We start from the raw sequence: 17,749 nt of genomic DNA, 5'->3' as shown, positions 1-17,749 counted from the left end.
GTGGCGAGGTTCCTCCCGTACCCATCCCGAACACGGAAGATAAGCTCGCCTACGTTTCGGTCAGTACTGGAGTGGGCGACCCTCTGGGAAATCCGATTCGCCGCTCCTACTCATACTCGCATTCACACAGTGACCACTAGGTAATATCCTGTACCAACAGGTGAAACAGGAGCCAGAATCTCATGACAATCTCCTCATGAGCGTGAACTACGATCCGACACCGTAGAAATATAACCTTTAAAGTCGTGACACAGTTGTTTCATGTGTACGAACTCTCGTCGGTGTTTCCCGCTGCTACCAGTGGAATCCTCGAGTCCTTTCGAAGAGATGCGAAACAGAGTACGAAGAACATCCGCGTCAGGAAGCGGTGATCGATCGATACGAGAAACGAGTGTAGCTCCATCTGCGAGCTAATCTGGAGACAACTGACGCGGAAGAACCTGTTCCCAGACGTGTTTATCTAGGAGTCTAACCGTCATCGGCTTCTCGACCACGATACAGCAAGAGAGTCGGGGATATCCGAACCGAACGGCTGCGGCGTCGTGCCAGTGAGTTGGTTCCGGCGCGGGGTCGACCTCGACGGTACAGGTCGAACACAGCCCGCGACCGCCGCAGTTAGCGTACTGGGACACCGTTCCGTAGACCGGAAAGTCGCGCTCGAGCAGCGCGTCCCGAAGGTTTGCGCCGCGTTCGACCTCGATAGTCGTTGGTTCCTCTCCGGTGATGACCGTCACCGGAATTCTCTCGTTCATGGCCTCCAGTTCGATGTCGTGCTACGTGATTCTACTGGGGGACACGCCTGACGGTCTCGCGTACGGAACTATTACCAGGTTGCTTCGGACTTCGTGCTCGACTCAGTTACTCTATCTAATAGATTGTAAATAACAGTAGACCAATAGATCATCAGATCGGAAGTGGAGAGACGGGTCTATCGATCGCTACAGGATAGTGATCCCGATGAGAGCGATTCCAGCGATGCCAGCAAGTACACCGACCGCGTATGCCAGTTGCTCGCCCCACGCGACCGTCCGTTCGAGTGAGAGCACGACTGCAATGAGGGCCATCCACACGATATTCATCGAGCCGACGATCACGATGAACGTGAAGAGGGCCCAACAGCACCCGATACAGAAGACACTGAACTCCCAGCTCATTCGCACGGCACCGCGAATCCCCGGCTGGTGGTGGCCCATAAGGAACCCGAGCGGAGATCGGCAGTATCGCAGGCACCGGTATTTGTAGGGAGACAGCTGATACGTCGCCAGCAGCAGGAGTGAACCGGCCACCAGGAGACTACCGTGCTCGCTCGCGATACTGGCTATTGGCACCACGGCGTTAACGGCGAGTGGAACAACCCCTGTTAGCATCCACACCAGCGCGTACGTTCCCATGAACGCCGCTACCCGCACCCCTTTTCCTCTTTTGGTCGTCCCCTCGAGTGTCTCGTAGTACAGCCGAAAGAGGGGTACCGACGCCGGATACATCATCGCGATCATCATCACCCCCCACATGAGCAGATAGAGGCCCACACCGGTGAGACCGTTCGAGAGCGCCATCGCTTCCGGTGCCCCGGGATCGGACAGCTGTGATCCGTGTGTCGATCCCGGTATCGGTAACCAGCGTCCGGCGAGCATTACCCACGCGAGCAGTGCGATCGCGTACGTGACGAGCGCGACAATCGGAACTCGTCGGCGGGAGAATCGTTCCCGGAACGATGCACGTGTGCGCATGATCGAAATATGAAGATGCGTAACTGCCTCCGTTAGGCGTTTGCCAGCTCGAAGTCACAGAAGTACGAGTTGTTCTCCGAGACGTCCCACGAGAACTCGTCGTTGTAGGAAACGCTGGCTGTCGTCGACTTCCCAGTCTGTACCTCACGACTCTTCGTGAGCGGATGTGGTGAGATGGTGCCGAGATCCTCGTTAAAGCCCTGCTTCCCGATCACTTCCATGGAGATGATATCCCCCATCTCTACGGAGAACTCTGCGCCATCCCGGTCGAACGTGATAGGGACGGTCGTGACTTCGGCGCTTTCGACGTGGGTGTCGGCGACAGGAGCGAAGATCCCTCCAGCCCGCCCAAAGTAGATGTCCTCGAGTGCAGCCCGCTGGTCGTCGGTTGCCGCCTCGTCAATGAGGAGCACGACGTTCCACTTCGTCTCGGGCGCGAACATAACGCCCGCTTCAGTGGAGATGAGCAGTCCGACAGAGAGCCCGCTCAGGTTCACGTCCCCGTACTGTCCGTCCCGTATATGCCACGCCAGCGACACCGTACAGACGTCGTCGTCGGGTGGTTCTAGCCAGATGCACTGACACGTGACGTCACAGTTGCAGGCTTCGACGTAGTCCCCTTCGAGTTGCCATTGTTCGGCCATTTTGTGACCACCATGTGGGACGCCAACGTATAACGTATTAGATCTTTCAGTCAGACCGGCACTATCTCAGTTCTTTTGGCACATATAGAAGCCGTATTCATCACCTCATTCTCTGGATTGACTAGGAATGGTACGATTCGTTGTGGGACATCGGTCACCGGTACTGTGCAGGGATCTCTACCGATACTCGCTGAGGGCTCAATAGACTCGCGTCATCTGGACAAGTCGACCGATCCCAGTCCGCCCGGTAGGTCGGCTGCGGTAGTCCGCTGGCCGACGCTCGGCGGCAGCGGCGATTGCGTGCTGTCCGTCGCGAGAATCGGTGCTGGTACCGTGACGGCAGGCCGAAAACGAGCGTACTGCGGCGTCGCTTCCCAAATTACTCTTGGTTTCCTTCGGCGGAAGCGGGACGAAGTGAGGAGAGAACGAACTCGTCGATCGCACGCCGTGCCTGGTCAGGGGCGTCGTCATGTCCGAGCGCGATCTTCCTGGCTCGAGCGGCGTGGATGACGTCCGTGATGAGTTGTGCCATATCTTCGACGTCGACGTCTCTGAAAGCGCCCTGTTCGATCCCGGTTCGGAGAACGCTCGTGATTTGCCGCGGAGCTGTTCGTAGTGGTCGGTGAACACGTCGCGGTGACGGTCGTTGTGCTGGGCCTGCGAGAATAGTTCGTGGTAGACCGTCATTCGCTCCCAGTGGTCGAAGCCGTCGCCGAAGTCGGGCCCGAACAGGCACTGATCGATTCGCGTCCGCAACGCCTCCCACGGATCCGCGGCCTCGTCTATCTCGGGCTGGTCCTCGTACTGTTCGATGAGGTACTCGAGTCTGTCGATTGGCCTGCTCTCGCCCCGTCACTCCGAGTCCGAGAGTAACTCGCTGACGTACTGGTCTTCCCACTCCCGTCGAGCCTCGAGTTCACGGCGGCCACGGGCGGTGATCGTGTAGTAATTCGTTCGCTTGTCGAGTTCGCCTTTCTCGACGAGGCCCTTGTCGACGACCTCGTCGAGATTCGGATAGAGCCGCCCGTGATGGATCTCCTTCTCGTAGTACTCCTCGAGTTCCTCTTTGATCGCGAGCCCGTGTGGGTCGTCCTGGCCGACGATCGTGTACAGGAGGTCACGCTGGAAGCCAGTGAGATCGTACATAGCGGAATGTCCGCGTATCGACGGATAAGGATTCCGAGAACAGACGCAAGAAAGGATATAGCGCATGGAAGACGCGCTTGGTCATGTCTGCCTCTTCCCGGCGGACTCCCTTCATGAGAGGAACAGCTACGCACTAGTATCGTCGCCGTGAAGAACAACACTCTCTTCTCACCGAGAGCGGAGTAACGACGCTCGTCGATCAGCGTCGTGAGCCGCGTGTCTGCCGTTTCAATGTGAGATCCTCGCGAACGATCCCACGAACGATCAATCCGATCGAGTCGGCACGTTCGATTTCAGACGAAGAAGCGAATTGTCGGGTCCCATCACCAGCAGATGAGCTGCTTCCGTGTAACGGAGAACGATCTCAGAAACCTATCAGACGTTTCCGTGTATCCGTTACTGAAAATATGGAATCGATCACTCCTCTATTTTACCGTTTTACATGTATTTCAGCCTCATTTTTATTTCCGCGTTTTCACAACTGAAGTCGAGGCGTATCGCTGGCAGGTATAGTTCAGCGACCGATCGATATAAGTAAGTAAAATTATATTCTCGGCGCTATGTTTCCTGATCAGTTCTAGGCGGAAAGAGATTGCAATAAAGTCGTATATAGCCGGTATACGTTTCGTATATGGCTTCCACTTCATTCCGGGGTCAGCAGTGGTTGTCGATCAAGAGTGCTCACGATAGAGTTCGATCACGGTCTCGTCGACCGTGACGTGATCCGGGATGCGTCCGGTATCGGGTTGTTGAGTCGTTTTGTATACTCTGTGTGAACTATTGATCGCGCTCGTACAATGCTGGATTTCTATAAAATCCGAATAGTAAATGAAAGAGATACCGAGCGAGAGAGCTGAATATGAGGATTCATAAACAACCGCAGCGTTTCTTTTCGTCGTCCAAAACCCAAGTCGATTTGATCGGTGAGAGGGGTGGAATTGCTTCTCAAACTGGCCTCACTAGATGGTGTGCTATGGTCGATTGATTTGGGACACCCACTCGAGGTCTGCGGAACTGAAGCCGAATGCGAGCGTCGCTAGTAGAAGACGCTGAAGAGGCCGAATTGCAGCGGGAGCAAGAGCAGGATCGTCGCGGCCGAACAGGAGACCGTCGCGACGATCAGCTCCCGCGTTTCGATGTCTCCCTCGTTCAGAATAACGATGAGAACTGCCGACTGGTAGGGGAAGAAGTACGAACTTAGCGCCAGCGTTTCCGCGAGCAAGACGGGCGTAAAGGGGAGCCCGGCCGCGTCTATGTACGGGATGAGAATCGGAGTCAGGACACTCGCGACGGCCAGCCCCTCCATCAGGAAGGTGAGCCCGAACGTGACGAGGAAGACGGCGCCGAGGACGACTACGAGCGGCCCATCGGTCGGCACGAGGGCGAGCAGATGGGTCGCTGCCCCGTCGGTGAATCCGGTCTCGGTCAGACCGTCACCGATGGCGAACACCGCGGCAATGAAAAAGAGGATCGAGAAGTCGACGTCGCTCCCGACGGTCTCGAAGTCGGCGACGCCAACGTTCGGCAGGAACGCGAGGATGACAACGGCGACCGCACCGACGACCGGATGGAAGCCGTGGACGAAGTCGGTCGCCCAGATCAGTGCACCGATCAGCAGGAACGCGAGCATCCGTCGTTGGGTGCCCGTCTCGGTCGATCCCTCGTTCTCGGGGAGCTCGAAACTCGAGTCGGTCGGGGGCCGAAAGAGGGCGTAGATGATGCCGACGACCAGTATCACGCGGAGGAACCCCATCACGGGATACATGTGGAGCCACCAGTTGGACCAGGAGATGGTGTGGCCGCCGATCGACTGTGCGAATCCGGAGATGATGATGTTGGGCAGGTCCGCGGTCAGGATCCCTGCGGAGCCGTAGAACGTGGCGAACAGCGGGCCCAGATAGAGACCGACCCGGGCCTCTCGAGAGTCGAACAGTGACCCGAGCTCCCGGAGGATGGGCGCGAGCGCGAGGATGCGGACGAGCGCCGACGGGACGAGGAAGGCCAGGACGTGGGCACCGATCGAGAGCGCGACTAACAGCCGCCGGTACGTCCGGACCGCATCGGTGTCGGCCGACTCGCCGATCGTTCTGGTCGCAACCCACCGTCCGACCCCGGTCGCGAGACCGCTCTGGCGGGTCGCTTCGCCCATCAGTAGGCCGAAGCCGATGAGCCACGTCGCGGGTTTCTGGAACCCAGTGAGCGCTAACTCCGTCGAGAAGGTAACGGCGATCAGTCCGAGCCCGATCAGTCCCGTGTACGAGGGCGGTACCGGGGCCAGAACCCAGAGGACGATACAGAAGAGCGTGATCGAAAGCATCGTTGCCGTCGCTCCCGTAGCGAGCAGCCACGTTGCGACGGCGATGGCCGCGGCGAGGGGAAACGCGAACGTCGGTGATCGAACCCTCTCTACTGCCTCCGATCGCTTCATTGGAAACCGTTTGTCAGTACAATGGTAAAGCCGTCATGGTTTTCCGTCTCTGTTTGGGATTCTGTATCGGGCACAACATCGCTCGCCCTCTCACTCCCATTACTGATTTTCTTCGCCCGATATCGATTCGATGAGCGCTGCGACGGCTCCTGCACCGCGTTCCGGCGTATCGAACGTCGGAATTCCGACGTTATCCATCTGTCGTCGCTCGTCTTCGAGGGCGTGGTCGGGGCCGCGACCGTAAACAGGATCGGCTTCTCGACGTCCGCGGAGAGCGCCTCGAGTTCGTCGACAGTCTCGCCGAACTCGGGCATCGTCGCCCGGTATCGACCGGGTTCTCGGCGTACGCGATCCCCGGAAGGGTATCGTCGAAGCGCTCGCGCATCTCGTTAGTTCGGGGAAGGTAGCTCCCGCGCCCTTGATTCGATTGTGCGAGAGCGACACGCCGTACTCTGACTCGAGAACGTCGCTGAGTTCCAGCGTCGACGCCGTCGGATAGTCGACCCTCGCTTTAAGGGTCTATCGCGGGAGGGCCTGTGCGAGCAGTTCGACCGGCGTCGGGGGCGACTCGCCGTCGAGGGAGCTGCCGGCGAGCGAACTCTCGGCCGGGACCGGATCGATCCGGCTGTCGCCGAGTTGGGTCCGGCAGGACGTTCCCGGCGCGGCGACGACGTCGGCACCGCTGTCCTCGATCTGGTCGACGAGGATATCGCCGATCGACTGACTCAGCGAGTAGTGTTCGGCCTCGTAGCCGAACGTACCGGCCATGCCACAACAGCCCGAATCGAGCGGGTCGACGGCGTAGCCCGCTCGTCGGAGGACGCCCACCGCGTGGTGGTCTTTCTTCTCCGCCTTCTGGTGACAGTGGCCGTGGTAGACGACCGATTCGGCGGGGGCCGCCCACGCGACGTTCTCGTCGAGTCTGAAGGTGTCCAGGTACTCACAGAGGCCGTAGGCGTTCGCGGCGAACGACTCGACGGCCGCCCCCGAGCGCAGATCCAGCGCGTCGGACTGGAACATCACGGCGTCGGAGGGCTCGGCGACGACGACGTCCCAGCCGTCGCGAATGCGGGGCTCGAGTTCGGCCACGTTCTTTGCGATCGCGTCGCGGGCGGCGTCGACGAACCCTTTCGACAGCGCCGGCCGGCCGCTGTCGGTCCGTTCGGCCACGTCCACGCGGACGCCCGCGGCCTCGAGGACGCGGACCGCCGCCTTACCGACCTCGGGGTGGCTGTAGTTCGTGTACGTGTCCGCGAAGAGGACGGCCTTTCGCTCGGCGTCAGCCGCGGGCACCCGCGACCCGCCTCGCTTCTCGAACCAGTCCTGGAGCGTCTCGCGGCTGAATTCCGGTAGCGACCGCTCGCTCGCGATCCCGATCGTCTTCTCGGCGATCGTTTCCGAGCCGGGAAGCGACTGCGCGAGGTTCGATACCGGAGCCAGCGCGCTTCCGACGGCCGCGAGCGTATCGAAGTTGGCGAAGAGCCTGTCTCGGAGGCTCGCACCGTGTTCCTGGTGGCGTTCGTGCATGACTTCGGTCTTGAGCTTCGCCATGTCGACGCCGCTCGGGCAGTCGCGCTTGCAGCCCTTACAGCCGATACAGAGGTCGAGGACCTCCTCGGCGAACTCGTCGTCGGTCGGATCGTCGGGCAGGTCGCCGCTCATCGCCTGTCGGAGGAGGTTCGCCCGACCGCGCGTGGCCGTGATCTCCTCGTCGGCGGCCCGGTAGGTGGGACACATCACGCCGCCGGTCGTCTCCTGACCCCCGCGACAGCCGCCACAACCGTGACAGAGTTCGACCATCCCCTGCATGCCGTTCTCGTTGTCCCAGTTCAGCGACGGCTCGAGCCCGGCGTCGTACTCGTAGTCGGCGTCGTACCGGAGGTGCTCGGTCATGTCGTGGTCGCCACAGACGTTGCCGGGGTTGAGCAGCCAGTCGGGATCGAACGCGGTCTTCAGGTCGCGAAACGCCTGCCAGAGTTCCTCGCCGTAGAGCTTGCGGTTCCACTGGGTCCGCGCGCGGCCGTCGCCGTGCTCGCCGGAGACGCTGCCGCCGAACTCGACGACCATGTCGGTGACCGCGTCGGCGATCGCGACCATGTCCTCGCGGTCGCGGTCGGTCTTCGTGTCGACCAGCGGGCGGACGTGGAGCACGCCCGGCCCGGCGTGGGCGTAGAATGCCGCGTCGTCGTCGCGGTCCTTCTCGGTGAGCAGCGACTGGAACCGTTCGACGAACTCGGGGAGGTGTTCCGGCGGGATCGCACAGTCCTCGATGAAGCTGATGTGCTTCTCGTCGGAGGTCCGGGAGAGGAGGATCGGCAGGCCGGCCTTTCGGAGCGTCCAGAACATGTTCCGCTCGGCCTCGTCGTGGGCCTCCAGCCCGGCGAACGCGATCGTCTCGTCGATGGCCGGCCGGTCCGTCGGCGGCGTCGCCTCGGTGTCGGACTCCGGAACCCTGTCGGCGAGCAGGCCGCCGGTCTGGTCGCGGCCGTGGTCGTCGTCGTCCGCGTAAAATTCGACCAATAGCGCCGCCTCGGCCTCGTCGGGGACGAGCGACGCCGCTTCCTCGAACTCCGTCGTCTCCCGGGCCAGTCCCAGCAACACGTCGTCGATGAGTTCGACCGCAGCGGGCTCGTGTGCGAGGACGTGTTGGACGTCGGTGACGGCCTCGAACACGCTCTCGTAGAACAGCAGCGAGACCGCCTTCGTCTCTGGAACGGGCTCGAGTGCGACTTCGGCCTCGGTGACGACGGCGAGGGTTCCCTCGCTGCCCGCGAGCAGGCGCGCGAGGTTGACGGTCCCCGTCTCCGCCTCTTCGACGAGCACGTCGAAATTGTAGCCCGAAACGTTGCGTTTCAGGTCCGGGAAACGATCCCGCACTTCCTCGCTCTCCTCGTCGATGATCTCCACGACCGCCGAATGGACTCGCTCGAGGAGCGACCCTTCGGGGTCGGCGGAGTCGCGGAGTTCCTCGACGCTGATCTCGCCGAGCGTGGTGACCGTTCCGTCGGCGAGGACCGCCTCACACTCCTCGATGTAGGCGTCGGTCTTGCCGTAGACCAGCGAGTGAGCGCCCGTCGAGTTGTTCCCGATCGCGCCGCCGATCGCGCTGCGGTCGCCGGCGGCGGGGTCGGGCGCGAACTTCAGGTCGTGGGGGGCGAGCGCGTCGTTGAGATCGCCGAGCACCGTTCCCGCCTCGACGCGGGCCAGCCGGTCGTCGGGAGCGACCGAAACGATACCGTCCATGTGGCGGGTGAAATCGAGGACGACGGCCTCGTTAACCGCCTGTCCCGCGAGGCTCGTTCCGCCGCCGCGCGGGAGGACGGGGATCTCTCGGGTCGCACAGTACGCGACGGTCGCGGCGACGTCGTCGGTCGATTCCGGGTACACGACGCCGATCGGCGTCATTTCGTACGCGCTCGCGTCGGTGGCGTACAGTTGCCGCGTGTAGGTGTCGAAGCGAACGTCGCCGTCGACGCGGTCGCGGATGTCGTCTACCATCGCGGGCCGATCCACGTCCGCCGAGACGAAATCGTACTCCGCCCGCCGGTCGGCGATTTCGCCCGCGGCGTCGTCTCCTGCGTCGAATACGGTGTTGGGGTTCGCAGTCATCCTCAATTGAACACTTACTCGTCCGTCACACGTTTCACAACGATAAAGCGTTCGACAGCGCGTCGAGTCGGTCGCCCGTTCGGGTCGTTCCCGAACCCCGACACGGCGGTCTCGAGGGGGCGACGCGTTCGATGCGGACAGATGTGACATCCTCCCCGCCCTAAAGGGCGGGGCTTCCCGAACCGCACAAGTGGCGGTTCCCGTCAGTTCGGAAGGTTGGGAATCTAAGGTTCCTGACCGACGGCAGTGACAGTGCCACGCTACCGATACTCGTTTCCCGCAAGGGGTAGCGAGTTATCTGGGTGTTTTGTGTCGGTCGGCGCGGTCGGCTTACGTGTTTGGTTTCGGCTCTCGCCGTGGCAAACACCGAGTCAACTGCCAGTTTTCCGCCCACAGTCCACGGTACACTGCCGTGGACTGTAAACCTGTCGAAAAATACGAAAGCAAGACGATGACGGCGCTGTATCCCCGTCCTGAAGGACGGGGTTTTAGCGCCTGTGGTTCAGAATAAATATGACCCCTGTTACCACTGCATATGAAGACGGTAGTCAGTGGCCTGCTCGACGCGACCGAGTGAGTCGCCGTCGGCTTCGTGATCACCCCTCTTCACGGATGCGGCGTGGCAATCGGCGTAGTGCCCGTAGTGCCCTTTCATTCGGTCGCGTGACGGTGTCTGGTCTATATATACATTAGTCAATAGGTTGAACGGAGGTGGTTCAGCGACAACTCTTCGGCGAGTCGCCGCTCGAGATCGTCGGGCGGGCCCGCGGCGTCGAACGCGACCGTTCGCTTGCCGCCGGGCGTCAGGTGGAAGTAGTTGTCCGAGAACCGGCCGTCGAGCGGGACGTTCAGTTCGACGAACAGGGCGGCAGCGTCCGCCTCGATCGTCACCTCGTTCCCGTCGACGGCGACGTCGAAGTTCGGCTCCGGGAGTTCGAGATGCTTGTACTCCTCGAAGAACGCGAACGACGGATACGTCTCGTCGCTCCCGTCGAAGGTGACGCGGAGGAACGCTTTATCCTGTGGAACGTCGTCGAGTAGCCGATCCGCGTCGACGGTCGCGACGCGGGCGCTGTCGAGCGCTGCGACTGAGGCACTTTCCTCGGTCCCGTCCACACGCTCCCCGTCAAAGGTGTACGCTTCGACGGTGACGTCCCCCTCGAGGGGTTCGCGTTCGTCGTTCGTGAGCCAGATCTCGACCTCGTCGCCGTCGTCCGTCATCGTCGTCGAGAGCAGGACCGGTGCGTAGATACGGCGGCTGACGTGCTGGAGCGCCTTCCAGTCGCCGCCGTACTCGATAGATGACCACGACGCGCAGGGCCAGAGATCGTTCAGCTGCCAGTAGAGCGTCCCCATGCAATCGGGTTTCAGCCGCCGCCAGTGTTCGATGGCGACCTTCATCGCCAGTCCCTGCTGCACTTGGCTGAGATAGACGAAGTCTGCGAAGCTAAACGGGATGCGGAACGACGCCGCCATCCGCTGAATGATCGTCCGATTGCCGCCCTCGTTTCGCTGGTGGTGTTCCATCAGCGGCGCGGTCGGGTTGAGCTCGTCGTCGGGGAGTACCGACAAGAGAGCGTCGACCGAGGGGAATGACTGATATCCGAACTCCGAGACGAATCGCGGTTCGACCGTCTCGTACTCCTCGAAGTCCGCGCCGTCGTGCCAAACGTCCCAGTAGTGAATGTCGCCCTTGTCCGTCTGGTAGGGGTCTCGCATCCCGGTGCCGCTAGATGGAGATCCGGGCCAATACGTCCGGGTCTCGTCCGCTTCGGCAACGGTGTCACCGATCACGTCGTAGAACAGCGTCTCGTAGTCCTCCGTCAACTGTTCCAGTTCGTCGGCGTCGTCGAACCAGCTCTCGAGGCCCATCTCGACCTCGTTGTTTCCGCACCAGAGCGCGATCGACGGATGATCGGCGAGCCGGCGAACTTGGTACCGGACCTCCTCCTCGACGGACGCCAGATATTCGTCGTCGCTCGGGTACAGTGCACAGGCGAACATGAAGTCCTGCCAGACGAGCAGTCCCCGCTCGTTGCACGCCTCGTAGAAGCCGTCTCGTTCGTAGTAGCCGCCGCCCCAGACGCGAATCATGTTCATGTTGGCCTCGACGGCGCTGTCGAGCAGCGAATCGTATCGATCGCGCGTGATCCGTCCGTACAGTGCGTCTGCCGGGATCCAGTTGGCGCCCTTCGCGAACACCGGCACCCCGTTGACCTCGAACGTGAACGACTCGCCGTCGCCCTCCTCGTCCGGTTCGCGGACGAGTTCGAGCTCTCGAAATCCGATGCGGGTGGATGTCTCGTGAGCCGGGTCGGACGGGAGCGACGAGTCGGCCGTCGTCACGCCGCCGTCGGCCGTCACCGCGTCCGCGTCGTCCGCGACCGGCTCGGTCTTCACAGCGACGGTGAGGTCGTAAAGCGGTTGGTCACCGTACCCGTTCGGCCACCAAAGATCGGGGTCCGAAACCTCGAGGCCGACCGTGACCTCGTTGTGCCCTTCGACGACGCCTATGACTTCATGTGTGACCGTATTTGCGACCTCGGCGACGAGCAATACGTCGTCGTCGGCCGGTGCCTCGAGGCCGACGGTCACGTCGAGGCTGACGCCGTCGCCGTCGTGGTCCTGTGCAGTCTTCGTGTACTCGATCCGCGGTTCGGAGTACGCGAGAAGATCGATGTCCCGCCAGATTCCCGAGGTCGGAAGACACGGACCCCAGTCCCACCCGTAGTGGCACTGGGCTTTCCGGATGAAGTTCCGTCCCGGCTGATCGATCGGATACCGAAGTGTCGGGACCTGATACTCGTGACTCTCCGAGCGGTGAACGCTATACTCGACCGGAGAGTGGAACGTGATTTCCACCTGATTCTCCCCGGGAGTGAGGACGTCACCGACGTCGAACTCGTACTTGCGGTGCATGTTAGCAGCTTTGCCCACGACCGTGCCGTTGATGCGTACCGTCGCGATAGTGTCGAGGCCGGCACAGCGCAAGCGTACGCGTTCTTCGTCGAGAAAGTCACCCTCGAGTGTGACGGTGCGTCGATACACCCAGTCGGACGTCCCGACCCACTGGAGGTCGAGTTCGTTGTCGTCGTCGTACGGATCGGGGATTTCGCCTGCATTTAGAAGATCCGTGTAGACTCCGCCGGGAACCGACGCGTCGAACCAGCGATCGGTATCCGACTGCCGTAACTTCCAGCTACCGTTGAGCGACTCTACCCGCATATCCGAACTGTGTCAGCAGAGCGTAATAATTCTATCGGAACCCGAGCTGTGTATCTCCTATCCGGCCGAGAGGGCTGCTGAGACGGCAGCTCAGTCGAGATCAGCCGTCACGGGCCAGGGGAACTCTAAGGGGATTACCGTGTCTGATCACTGAAGATCGGTCCGATCGTTTGATCTACTAGAACGGAGGCGGTTCAGCTGCCTCCACTGTTTCCTCCGGTCAAACGAAATAGCGCCGTCCTCGAGACCATCTATTGGCCATCCGAGTGTCGTTCAAGCGAGACTCCAGCCGAAATCGGTTTACAACCATAATTCTGTAATGGTATCCCAGCGGCGAACTATCGTCGCACCGGTTTCCAACAGCACCGTTACAACACGAGCGGCCGCACCAAACGGCGTCCCGACCGCTTCAGAGCACGTCCGTCCACTCCGAATACGTAGTATTGATCTCGACGACGCCGGCGACGTTCTGGAGTCGGTTCGGCACGTCGGTTCGGAACCGTTCGTCGCCCATTCGCTCGACCGGCGCGGAGACGCTGAGCGCACCGAACGGTTCTCTCGCCTCGGTGCTGATGGCGGCGGCAACACACCGATATCCCTCGTACCGTTCCTCATCGTCAAACGCCACCCCTCGCTCGCGGATCTCGTCGAGCTCCGTTCGGAGTGCGTCGGCGTCGGTGATCGTCTTCTCGGTGTACGGAGTGATGGAGACCTCCTCGAGGTACGAATCTAATTCGTCGTCCGATAGTTCGGCCAGGAACACTTTGCCGGCCGCAGTGCAGTAGCGTTCTTCGAGACTGCCCACGTGCGTTATCGGCTCGGTGACGCGGTCACCGGTGGCCTGATAGAGCGTAATGCCGGACCCGTTGTGTTCGACGATGAGGCGCGCCTGTTCGCGGGTTTCCTGTGCGAGTTCCTCGACGTCGTCCTTTCCGAGGTGATAGAGCCGTTCGCGCTCCCGAACCTGACCCCCGAGCGTGAGAAATCGCAGACTGAGTTGGTACTTCTCGCCGACTTTGTCGAGGTAGTCGTGTTTGACCAACGTCGTCACGTAGTGGTGGACCGTACTCTTGGAGCGATCGAGTTCGTTCGCGATCTCCGTGACGCCCGCCCGCTCCTTCTGGCGGATGACCTCCACAACCTCGAGCGCTGACTCGACGGACTGGATCGTCTTTCCGCGGTCCCCGGAGGTCCCCTCTGGCATACCTGTCATCAAGACCCACGGACAGTTAAATGTGCTCACCTGTCAAGTGTGGAGTACCGCAGCCAAGAGTCCGGTTCGACTACGGAGTAGCGAATGCGGGAGGTCACCGACTCGTCCGGTAGAGCCGGTCGATGGCGCGCTGTACGGCGAGCGCTTGGTCGACGTTCGTCATCGCCGGCCGTTCGTCGGATCGGACCGCGTCCAGAAACGTCTCTAACTCGTCACGGTACGGATCGTTCGATGAGACAATGATTTCGCTGTCGACGAAATGGTCACGCCGTCCCGACCGCGCCTCGTACAGACGGAGGTCGTTCCGTTGATCGACCTCCGGCTCGACTTCCCGTAGCGTGTTCGTGATATCGACCGTCATGCCCGCTTCCGTTCCCTGAATACGATAGCTGTGCGACGATTCCATGTTCGCTGCCCACGCGACCTGAATGCTCGCAGTCATCCCGGAATCGAACTCGCAAAACGCCGTGACGGAGTCCTCGACGTCGTACATCTTGCCTCGGTCGTCCTCTCCCCACATGTGGAGGTACGAGTAGTCGTCGTGCTGGCCGAAGTCCGACCGGACCGTCGCCATCGCGTCGGTGATCGTCGGCCAGTCGGTCCAGAACAAGAGCAGGTCGAGCAGGTGTGCGCCGACGTCCATCAGTGCGCCGCCTCCAGCGATATCCTTCGACGTATACCACGTCCCTCGACCGGGAACGCCGCGCCGTCGCACGAACCGGGCGTCGATATGAGTGACTTCGCCAAGATAACCGTCCTCGATGTAGGATTTGGCGACCTGACAGACGTTCCGATAGCGGTGATGGTACCCGACCATGCAGATGTTGCCGGTCCGGTTCGCGACGTCAGCGATACACTCTGCGCTCTCCAAATCGTGTGCGAGCGGCTTCTCGAGCAGGACGTCGTGGCCCGCCTCGAGTGCGTCTATCGCCGTCGTCTCGTGGAACTTGTTCGGCGCTGAGATGATAATCGCGTCCGGATCCCGTTCGTACAGCTCCTCGAGACTCTCGAACGTCGTCGCACCGCGTCGCTCCTGAAATGCCTCTCTCGCCGCCGTGTCCGCATCTACTCCGAGAACATCGTGACCGAGTTCGTCGAGTATTTTCACGTGATTCGTCCCGTGCGTCCCTAACCCGACCAGACCGACCGTCAGCGTCGTGCTCTTCATGGTTGCTAAATTCCCTCAGTATCATTCGATAAACCATTTGCGATTAACCGTGTTGCCCTCGTCATCGTGCTCGGATTCGGATCGATCGTTAGCGCCGTGTTTCGGACGAGCGTCCGCCGAGATATCCCTCGCTGAGCGGGAGACCGTCTCGGTCGGTAGCCGGCCCGGCGTTACCAGTGCGCTTCGACGATGTCAGCGGCGTGGTCGAGCGTCCCGTAGGAGTCCGGTCGGTCTTCGGCCTCGTAGACGAGCCACTCGAATTCCAGATCCCGGACCAACTCCACTGTCGCCCCGATGTCTAGGTCGCCCTCGCCGGCCTCGACCGTCTCGCCCGCTGCGGCGTCGTAATCTTTCAGGTGTACGAGGTCGATCCGCTCGGCGTGCGCTTCGAGGAACGAGAGCGGCTCGTACCCCGCCGCGCCGACCCACCCGAGATCCAACTGGAGGCCGACGTCGTCGGTCGCCTCGAGCAGGTGTACCAGTGCGGGACGGCCGTCCAGTTCGGCGAACTCCTGATCGTGGTTGTGGTAGTGCAACTCGAGTCCGTGCTCCGCCAGCGCTGCGGCGGCGTTCGAGAGTCGCTCGGCCGTTTCCTCGACGGCCGGTTCTGAGGCGAAGTGCTCCGGATCGAGCCACGGGACGGCGACGGTCTCACAGCCGAGCTCACGGTACGTCTCGGCGACGCCCCCAGCGTCGGCCTCGATCTCGTCGAGGGCGACGTGGGCGCCCGCAGCACTCAGCCCGCTCCGATCCATTGCTGCGTCCACTGACTCGACGTCGGCGTCGCCGAGGCCGGCGAACTCGACGCCCTCCAACCCCGTTTCGCCGACGCGTTCGATAACGGTTGGGAGCTGATCGTCGACTGCACGCAGGCTGTACAGTTGGAATCCAAACGATGTCATGCACGTCGCTACCGATGCCGCCACCGTAAGTGTGAACCAACAGTCAACAGTTGCCCCTTCCGCGCTCGCGTCCGAGACCGTCGTCCTCCTCTGGGTTCACCTCATCCGTCCTGGCGGGCGACCACCGACCAGCCACCGTTCTTTCACCGAGGAAGCGTTCAGTACCGATATTATTATCCACCAGGGAGATGATTATCTACCCGCAATGCCAGACGCAGCCACTCTTACGGACGAGTATCTCTCGTCGCTCGAGCGAACGCTGACGGACAACGTCCTCGATTTCTGGTTTCCCCGCAGCATTGACGACGAACACGGGGGGTTCATCACCAGTTACGACGAGTACGGCGAGTTTGCGGGTAACGACGACAAGCAGGTCGTCACGCAGGCGCGCATGGTCTGGCTGACGGCGCGGCTCGCTCGCGACGGGTACGGCGACGAGTACCGCGAGATTGCCGACCACGGGTTCGCGTTTCTGATCGACGAGATGTGGGACGAAACCCACGGCGGCTTCGTGTGGGAAGTCCGGCGCGACGGTACCACGACTAAACCCAACAAACACCTGTACGGACAGTCGTTCGGTCTCTACGCGCTCTCCGAGTACTACCGCGCGACCGGGGACGGCGAGGCGGCCGACTACGCCCACGAACTCGTCGACCTGATGGACGAATACGCCAAAGACGACGAGCACGGGGGGTACGTCGAGTACTTCACGCCTGACTGGGAACCGATCACGGAGGGACAGACGTACCTCGAGAACATCGAGCCGGACTGGTCACCGAAGGAGTCGGGCGACAGCGTCCTCGATCCGACGCTGAAGCTGATGAACACACATCTCCACCTCATGGAGGCGTTCACGACCTACTACGAGGCGTTCGGCACCGATCGCGGACGGGAGCGCCTCCACAAGCTACTGGACATCCTCACCAATACGGTCTACCGGAAGAAGCGCGGCTTCTGTACGGACAAGTACGATCCCGACTGGTCGCCGAAGCTCGACGATGAAGCGTTCCAGGTCGTTTCCTACGGGCACGACCTGGAGACCGTCTGGCTCGCTATGGAGGCCGCCGATGCGCTCGGCCACTCGCGGGATCTGTACCGCGAATACTTCGAGACGCTCTGGGACTACTCGCTCGAATACGGATACGACGAGGAGCACGGCGGCTTCTACTTCTACGGCGGCTTCGACGAGCCCGCGAGCTTTCGCGTCAAAGCCTGGTGGGTACAGGCCGAGTGTATGACCAGCGCCCTGCGAACCTACGAGTGTACCGGTGACGACCGATATCTCGACGTCTTCGCCGACACGTGGGACTTCCTCGACGAGCATCAGATCGACCGCGAACACGGCGAGTGGCACTCCGGCGTCGACGACGACCTCGAGCCGGTCGGGCGCAAGGGCGCGGTCTACAAGGCAGCCTACCACAACGGTCGGGCACTGCTCGAGTGTATCGCGGCCCTCAAACGCTTGTAAGCGGATACGAGCGCACGACTGGGTTCGTTGGCAGCATCCGGCCTCATTGACCATGGCGACGACCTGTTGGGTCGCAGCGGCCTGGTGTTCAGTTACCGCACGATATCCTAAACACCGGGTGAAGCTATCGCTCTCCGCGTCGCTTGGCGAACTATCGGCTGTCATACGTTCTCGATAAATTGTTTCTATCATACAATACATAAATATTCGTGCTTC

12 protein-coding genes, 1 rRNA gene and 1 pseudogene are annotated in these 17,749 nt (G+C 61.4%); 2 read left to right on the top strand and 12 right to left on the bottom strand.

All coding sequences use genetic code 11. The features are described 5' to 3' along the window. Positions 1-109: ribosomal RNA gene (gene rrf / locus LDH66_RS22605) — 5S ribosomal RNA — on the top strand; the annotation flags it as partial. 301 nt (positions 110-410) lie between these two features. Here the strand turns inward: rrf and LDH66_RS22600 are convergent. The 12 genes and pseudogenes from LDH66_RS22600 to LDH66_RS22545 form a co-directional block, all read right to left on the bottom strand. Further along, entirely contained in the window at positions 411-752 is a 342-nt protein-coding gene (locus LDH66_RS22600) for a 2Fe-2S iron-sulfur cluster-binding protein (protein WP_226483335.1), read from the bottom strand. Positions 753-938: 186 nt separating this feature from the next. Further along, positions 939-1,730, bottom strand: coding sequence for a DUF2182 domain-containing protein (locus LDH66_RS22595; protein ID WP_425492999.1), 792 nt, complete (start codon positions 1,728-1,730; stop codon positions 939-941). Between the two features lie 32 nt (positions 1,731-1,762). Further along, positions 1,763-2,374 (bottom strand): DUF1326 domain-containing protein, encoded by a 612-nt coding sequence (locus tag LDH66_RS22590; protein WP_226483333.1) that lies wholly within the window; start codon positions 2,372-2,374, stop codon positions 1,763-1,765. 379 nt (positions 2,375-2,753) lie between these two features. After that, positions 2,754-3,199: pseudogene (locus LDH66_RS23365) on the bottom strand (TetR family transcriptional regulator C-terminal domain-containing protein); the annotation flags it as partial. A gap of 27 nt (positions 3,200-3,226) precedes the next feature. After that, positions 3,227-3,520: a PadR family transcriptional regulator gene (locus LDH66_RS22580; protein WP_226483331.1), complete on the bottom strand. Its 294-nt coding sequence runs from the start codon at positions 3,518-3,520 to the stop codon at positions 3,227-3,229. A 1,036-nt stretch (positions 3,521-4,556) separates the two neighbouring features. Then, positions 4,557-5,948 carry an SLC13 family permease gene (locus LDH66_RS22575; RefSeq protein WP_226483330.1) on the bottom strand — a complete coding sequence of 464 codons (1,392 nt, stop codon included), beginning with the start codon at positions 5,946-5,948 and terminating at the stop codon, positions 4,557-4,559. Continuing rightward, positions 5,945-6,262 (bottom strand): hypothetical protein, encoded by a 318-nt coding sequence (locus LDH66_RS22570; RefSeq protein WP_226483329.1) that lies wholly within the window; start codon positions 6,260-6,262, stop codon positions 5,945-5,947. The genes LDH66_RS22575 and LDH66_RS22570 overlap by 4 nt, the downstream gene beginning before the upstream one ends. A gap of 205 nt (positions 6,263-6,467) precedes the next feature. Further along, positions 6,468-9,557 carry an FAD-binding and (Fe-S)-binding domain-containing protein gene (locus tag LDH66_RS22565; protein ID WP_226483328.1) on the bottom strand — a complete coding sequence of 1,030 codons (3,090 nt, stop codon included), beginning with the start codon at positions 9,555-9,557 and terminating at the stop codon, positions 6,468-6,470. A gap of 693 nt (positions 9,558-10,250) precedes the next feature. Then, a complete protein-coding gene (locus tag LDH66_RS22560) occupies positions 10,251-12,782 on the bottom strand; it encodes a glycoside hydrolase family 2 protein (RefSeq protein WP_226483327.1) in 2,532 nt (843 codons plus the stop codon). Positions 12,783-13,191: 409 nt separating this feature from the next. Beyond that, the gene (locus LDH66_RS22555; RefSeq protein ID WP_226483326.1) at positions 13,192-13,986 is read right to left on the bottom strand and encodes an IclR family transcriptional regulator; all 795 of its coding nucleotides are present in this window, start codon (positions 13,984-13,986) and stop codon (positions 13,192-13,194) included. A gap of 103 nt (positions 13,987-14,089) precedes the next feature. After that, positions 14,090-15,163 carry a Gfo/Idh/MocA family protein gene (locus tag LDH66_RS22550; protein WP_226483325.1) on the bottom strand — a complete coding sequence of 358 codons (1,074 nt, stop codon included), beginning with the start codon at positions 15,161-15,163 and terminating at the stop codon, positions 14,090-14,092. 170 nt (positions 15,164-15,333) lie between these two features. Then, positions 15,334-16,065, bottom strand: coding sequence for a sugar phosphate isomerase/epimerase family protein (locus LDH66_RS22545; protein ID WP_226483324.1), 732 nt, complete (start codon positions 16,063-16,065; stop codon positions 15,334-15,336). A 205-nt stretch (positions 16,066-16,270) separates the two neighbouring features. Between LDH66_RS22545 and LDH66_RS22540 the strand changes: the two genes are divergently transcribed. Continuing rightward, positions 16,271-17,533 carry an AGE family epimerase/isomerase gene (locus LDH66_RS22540; protein WP_226483323.1) on the top strand — a complete coding sequence of 421 codons (1,263 nt, stop codon included), beginning with the start codon at positions 16,271-16,273 and terminating at the stop codon, positions 17,531-17,533. The last annotated feature ends 216 nt before the right edge of the window (positions 17,534-17,749 follow it).

Origin of the sequence: Natrinema amylolyticum, from assembly GCF_020515625.1 — an archaeon.
In the GTDB taxonomy this organism is placed as follows: Archaea; Halobacteriota; Halobacteria; order Halobacteriales; family Natrialbaceae; genus Natrinema; species Natrinema amylolyticum.
Note: the sequence above shows the minus strand (reverse complement) of the source record. Positions and strands in the feature narration are given on the sequence as shown.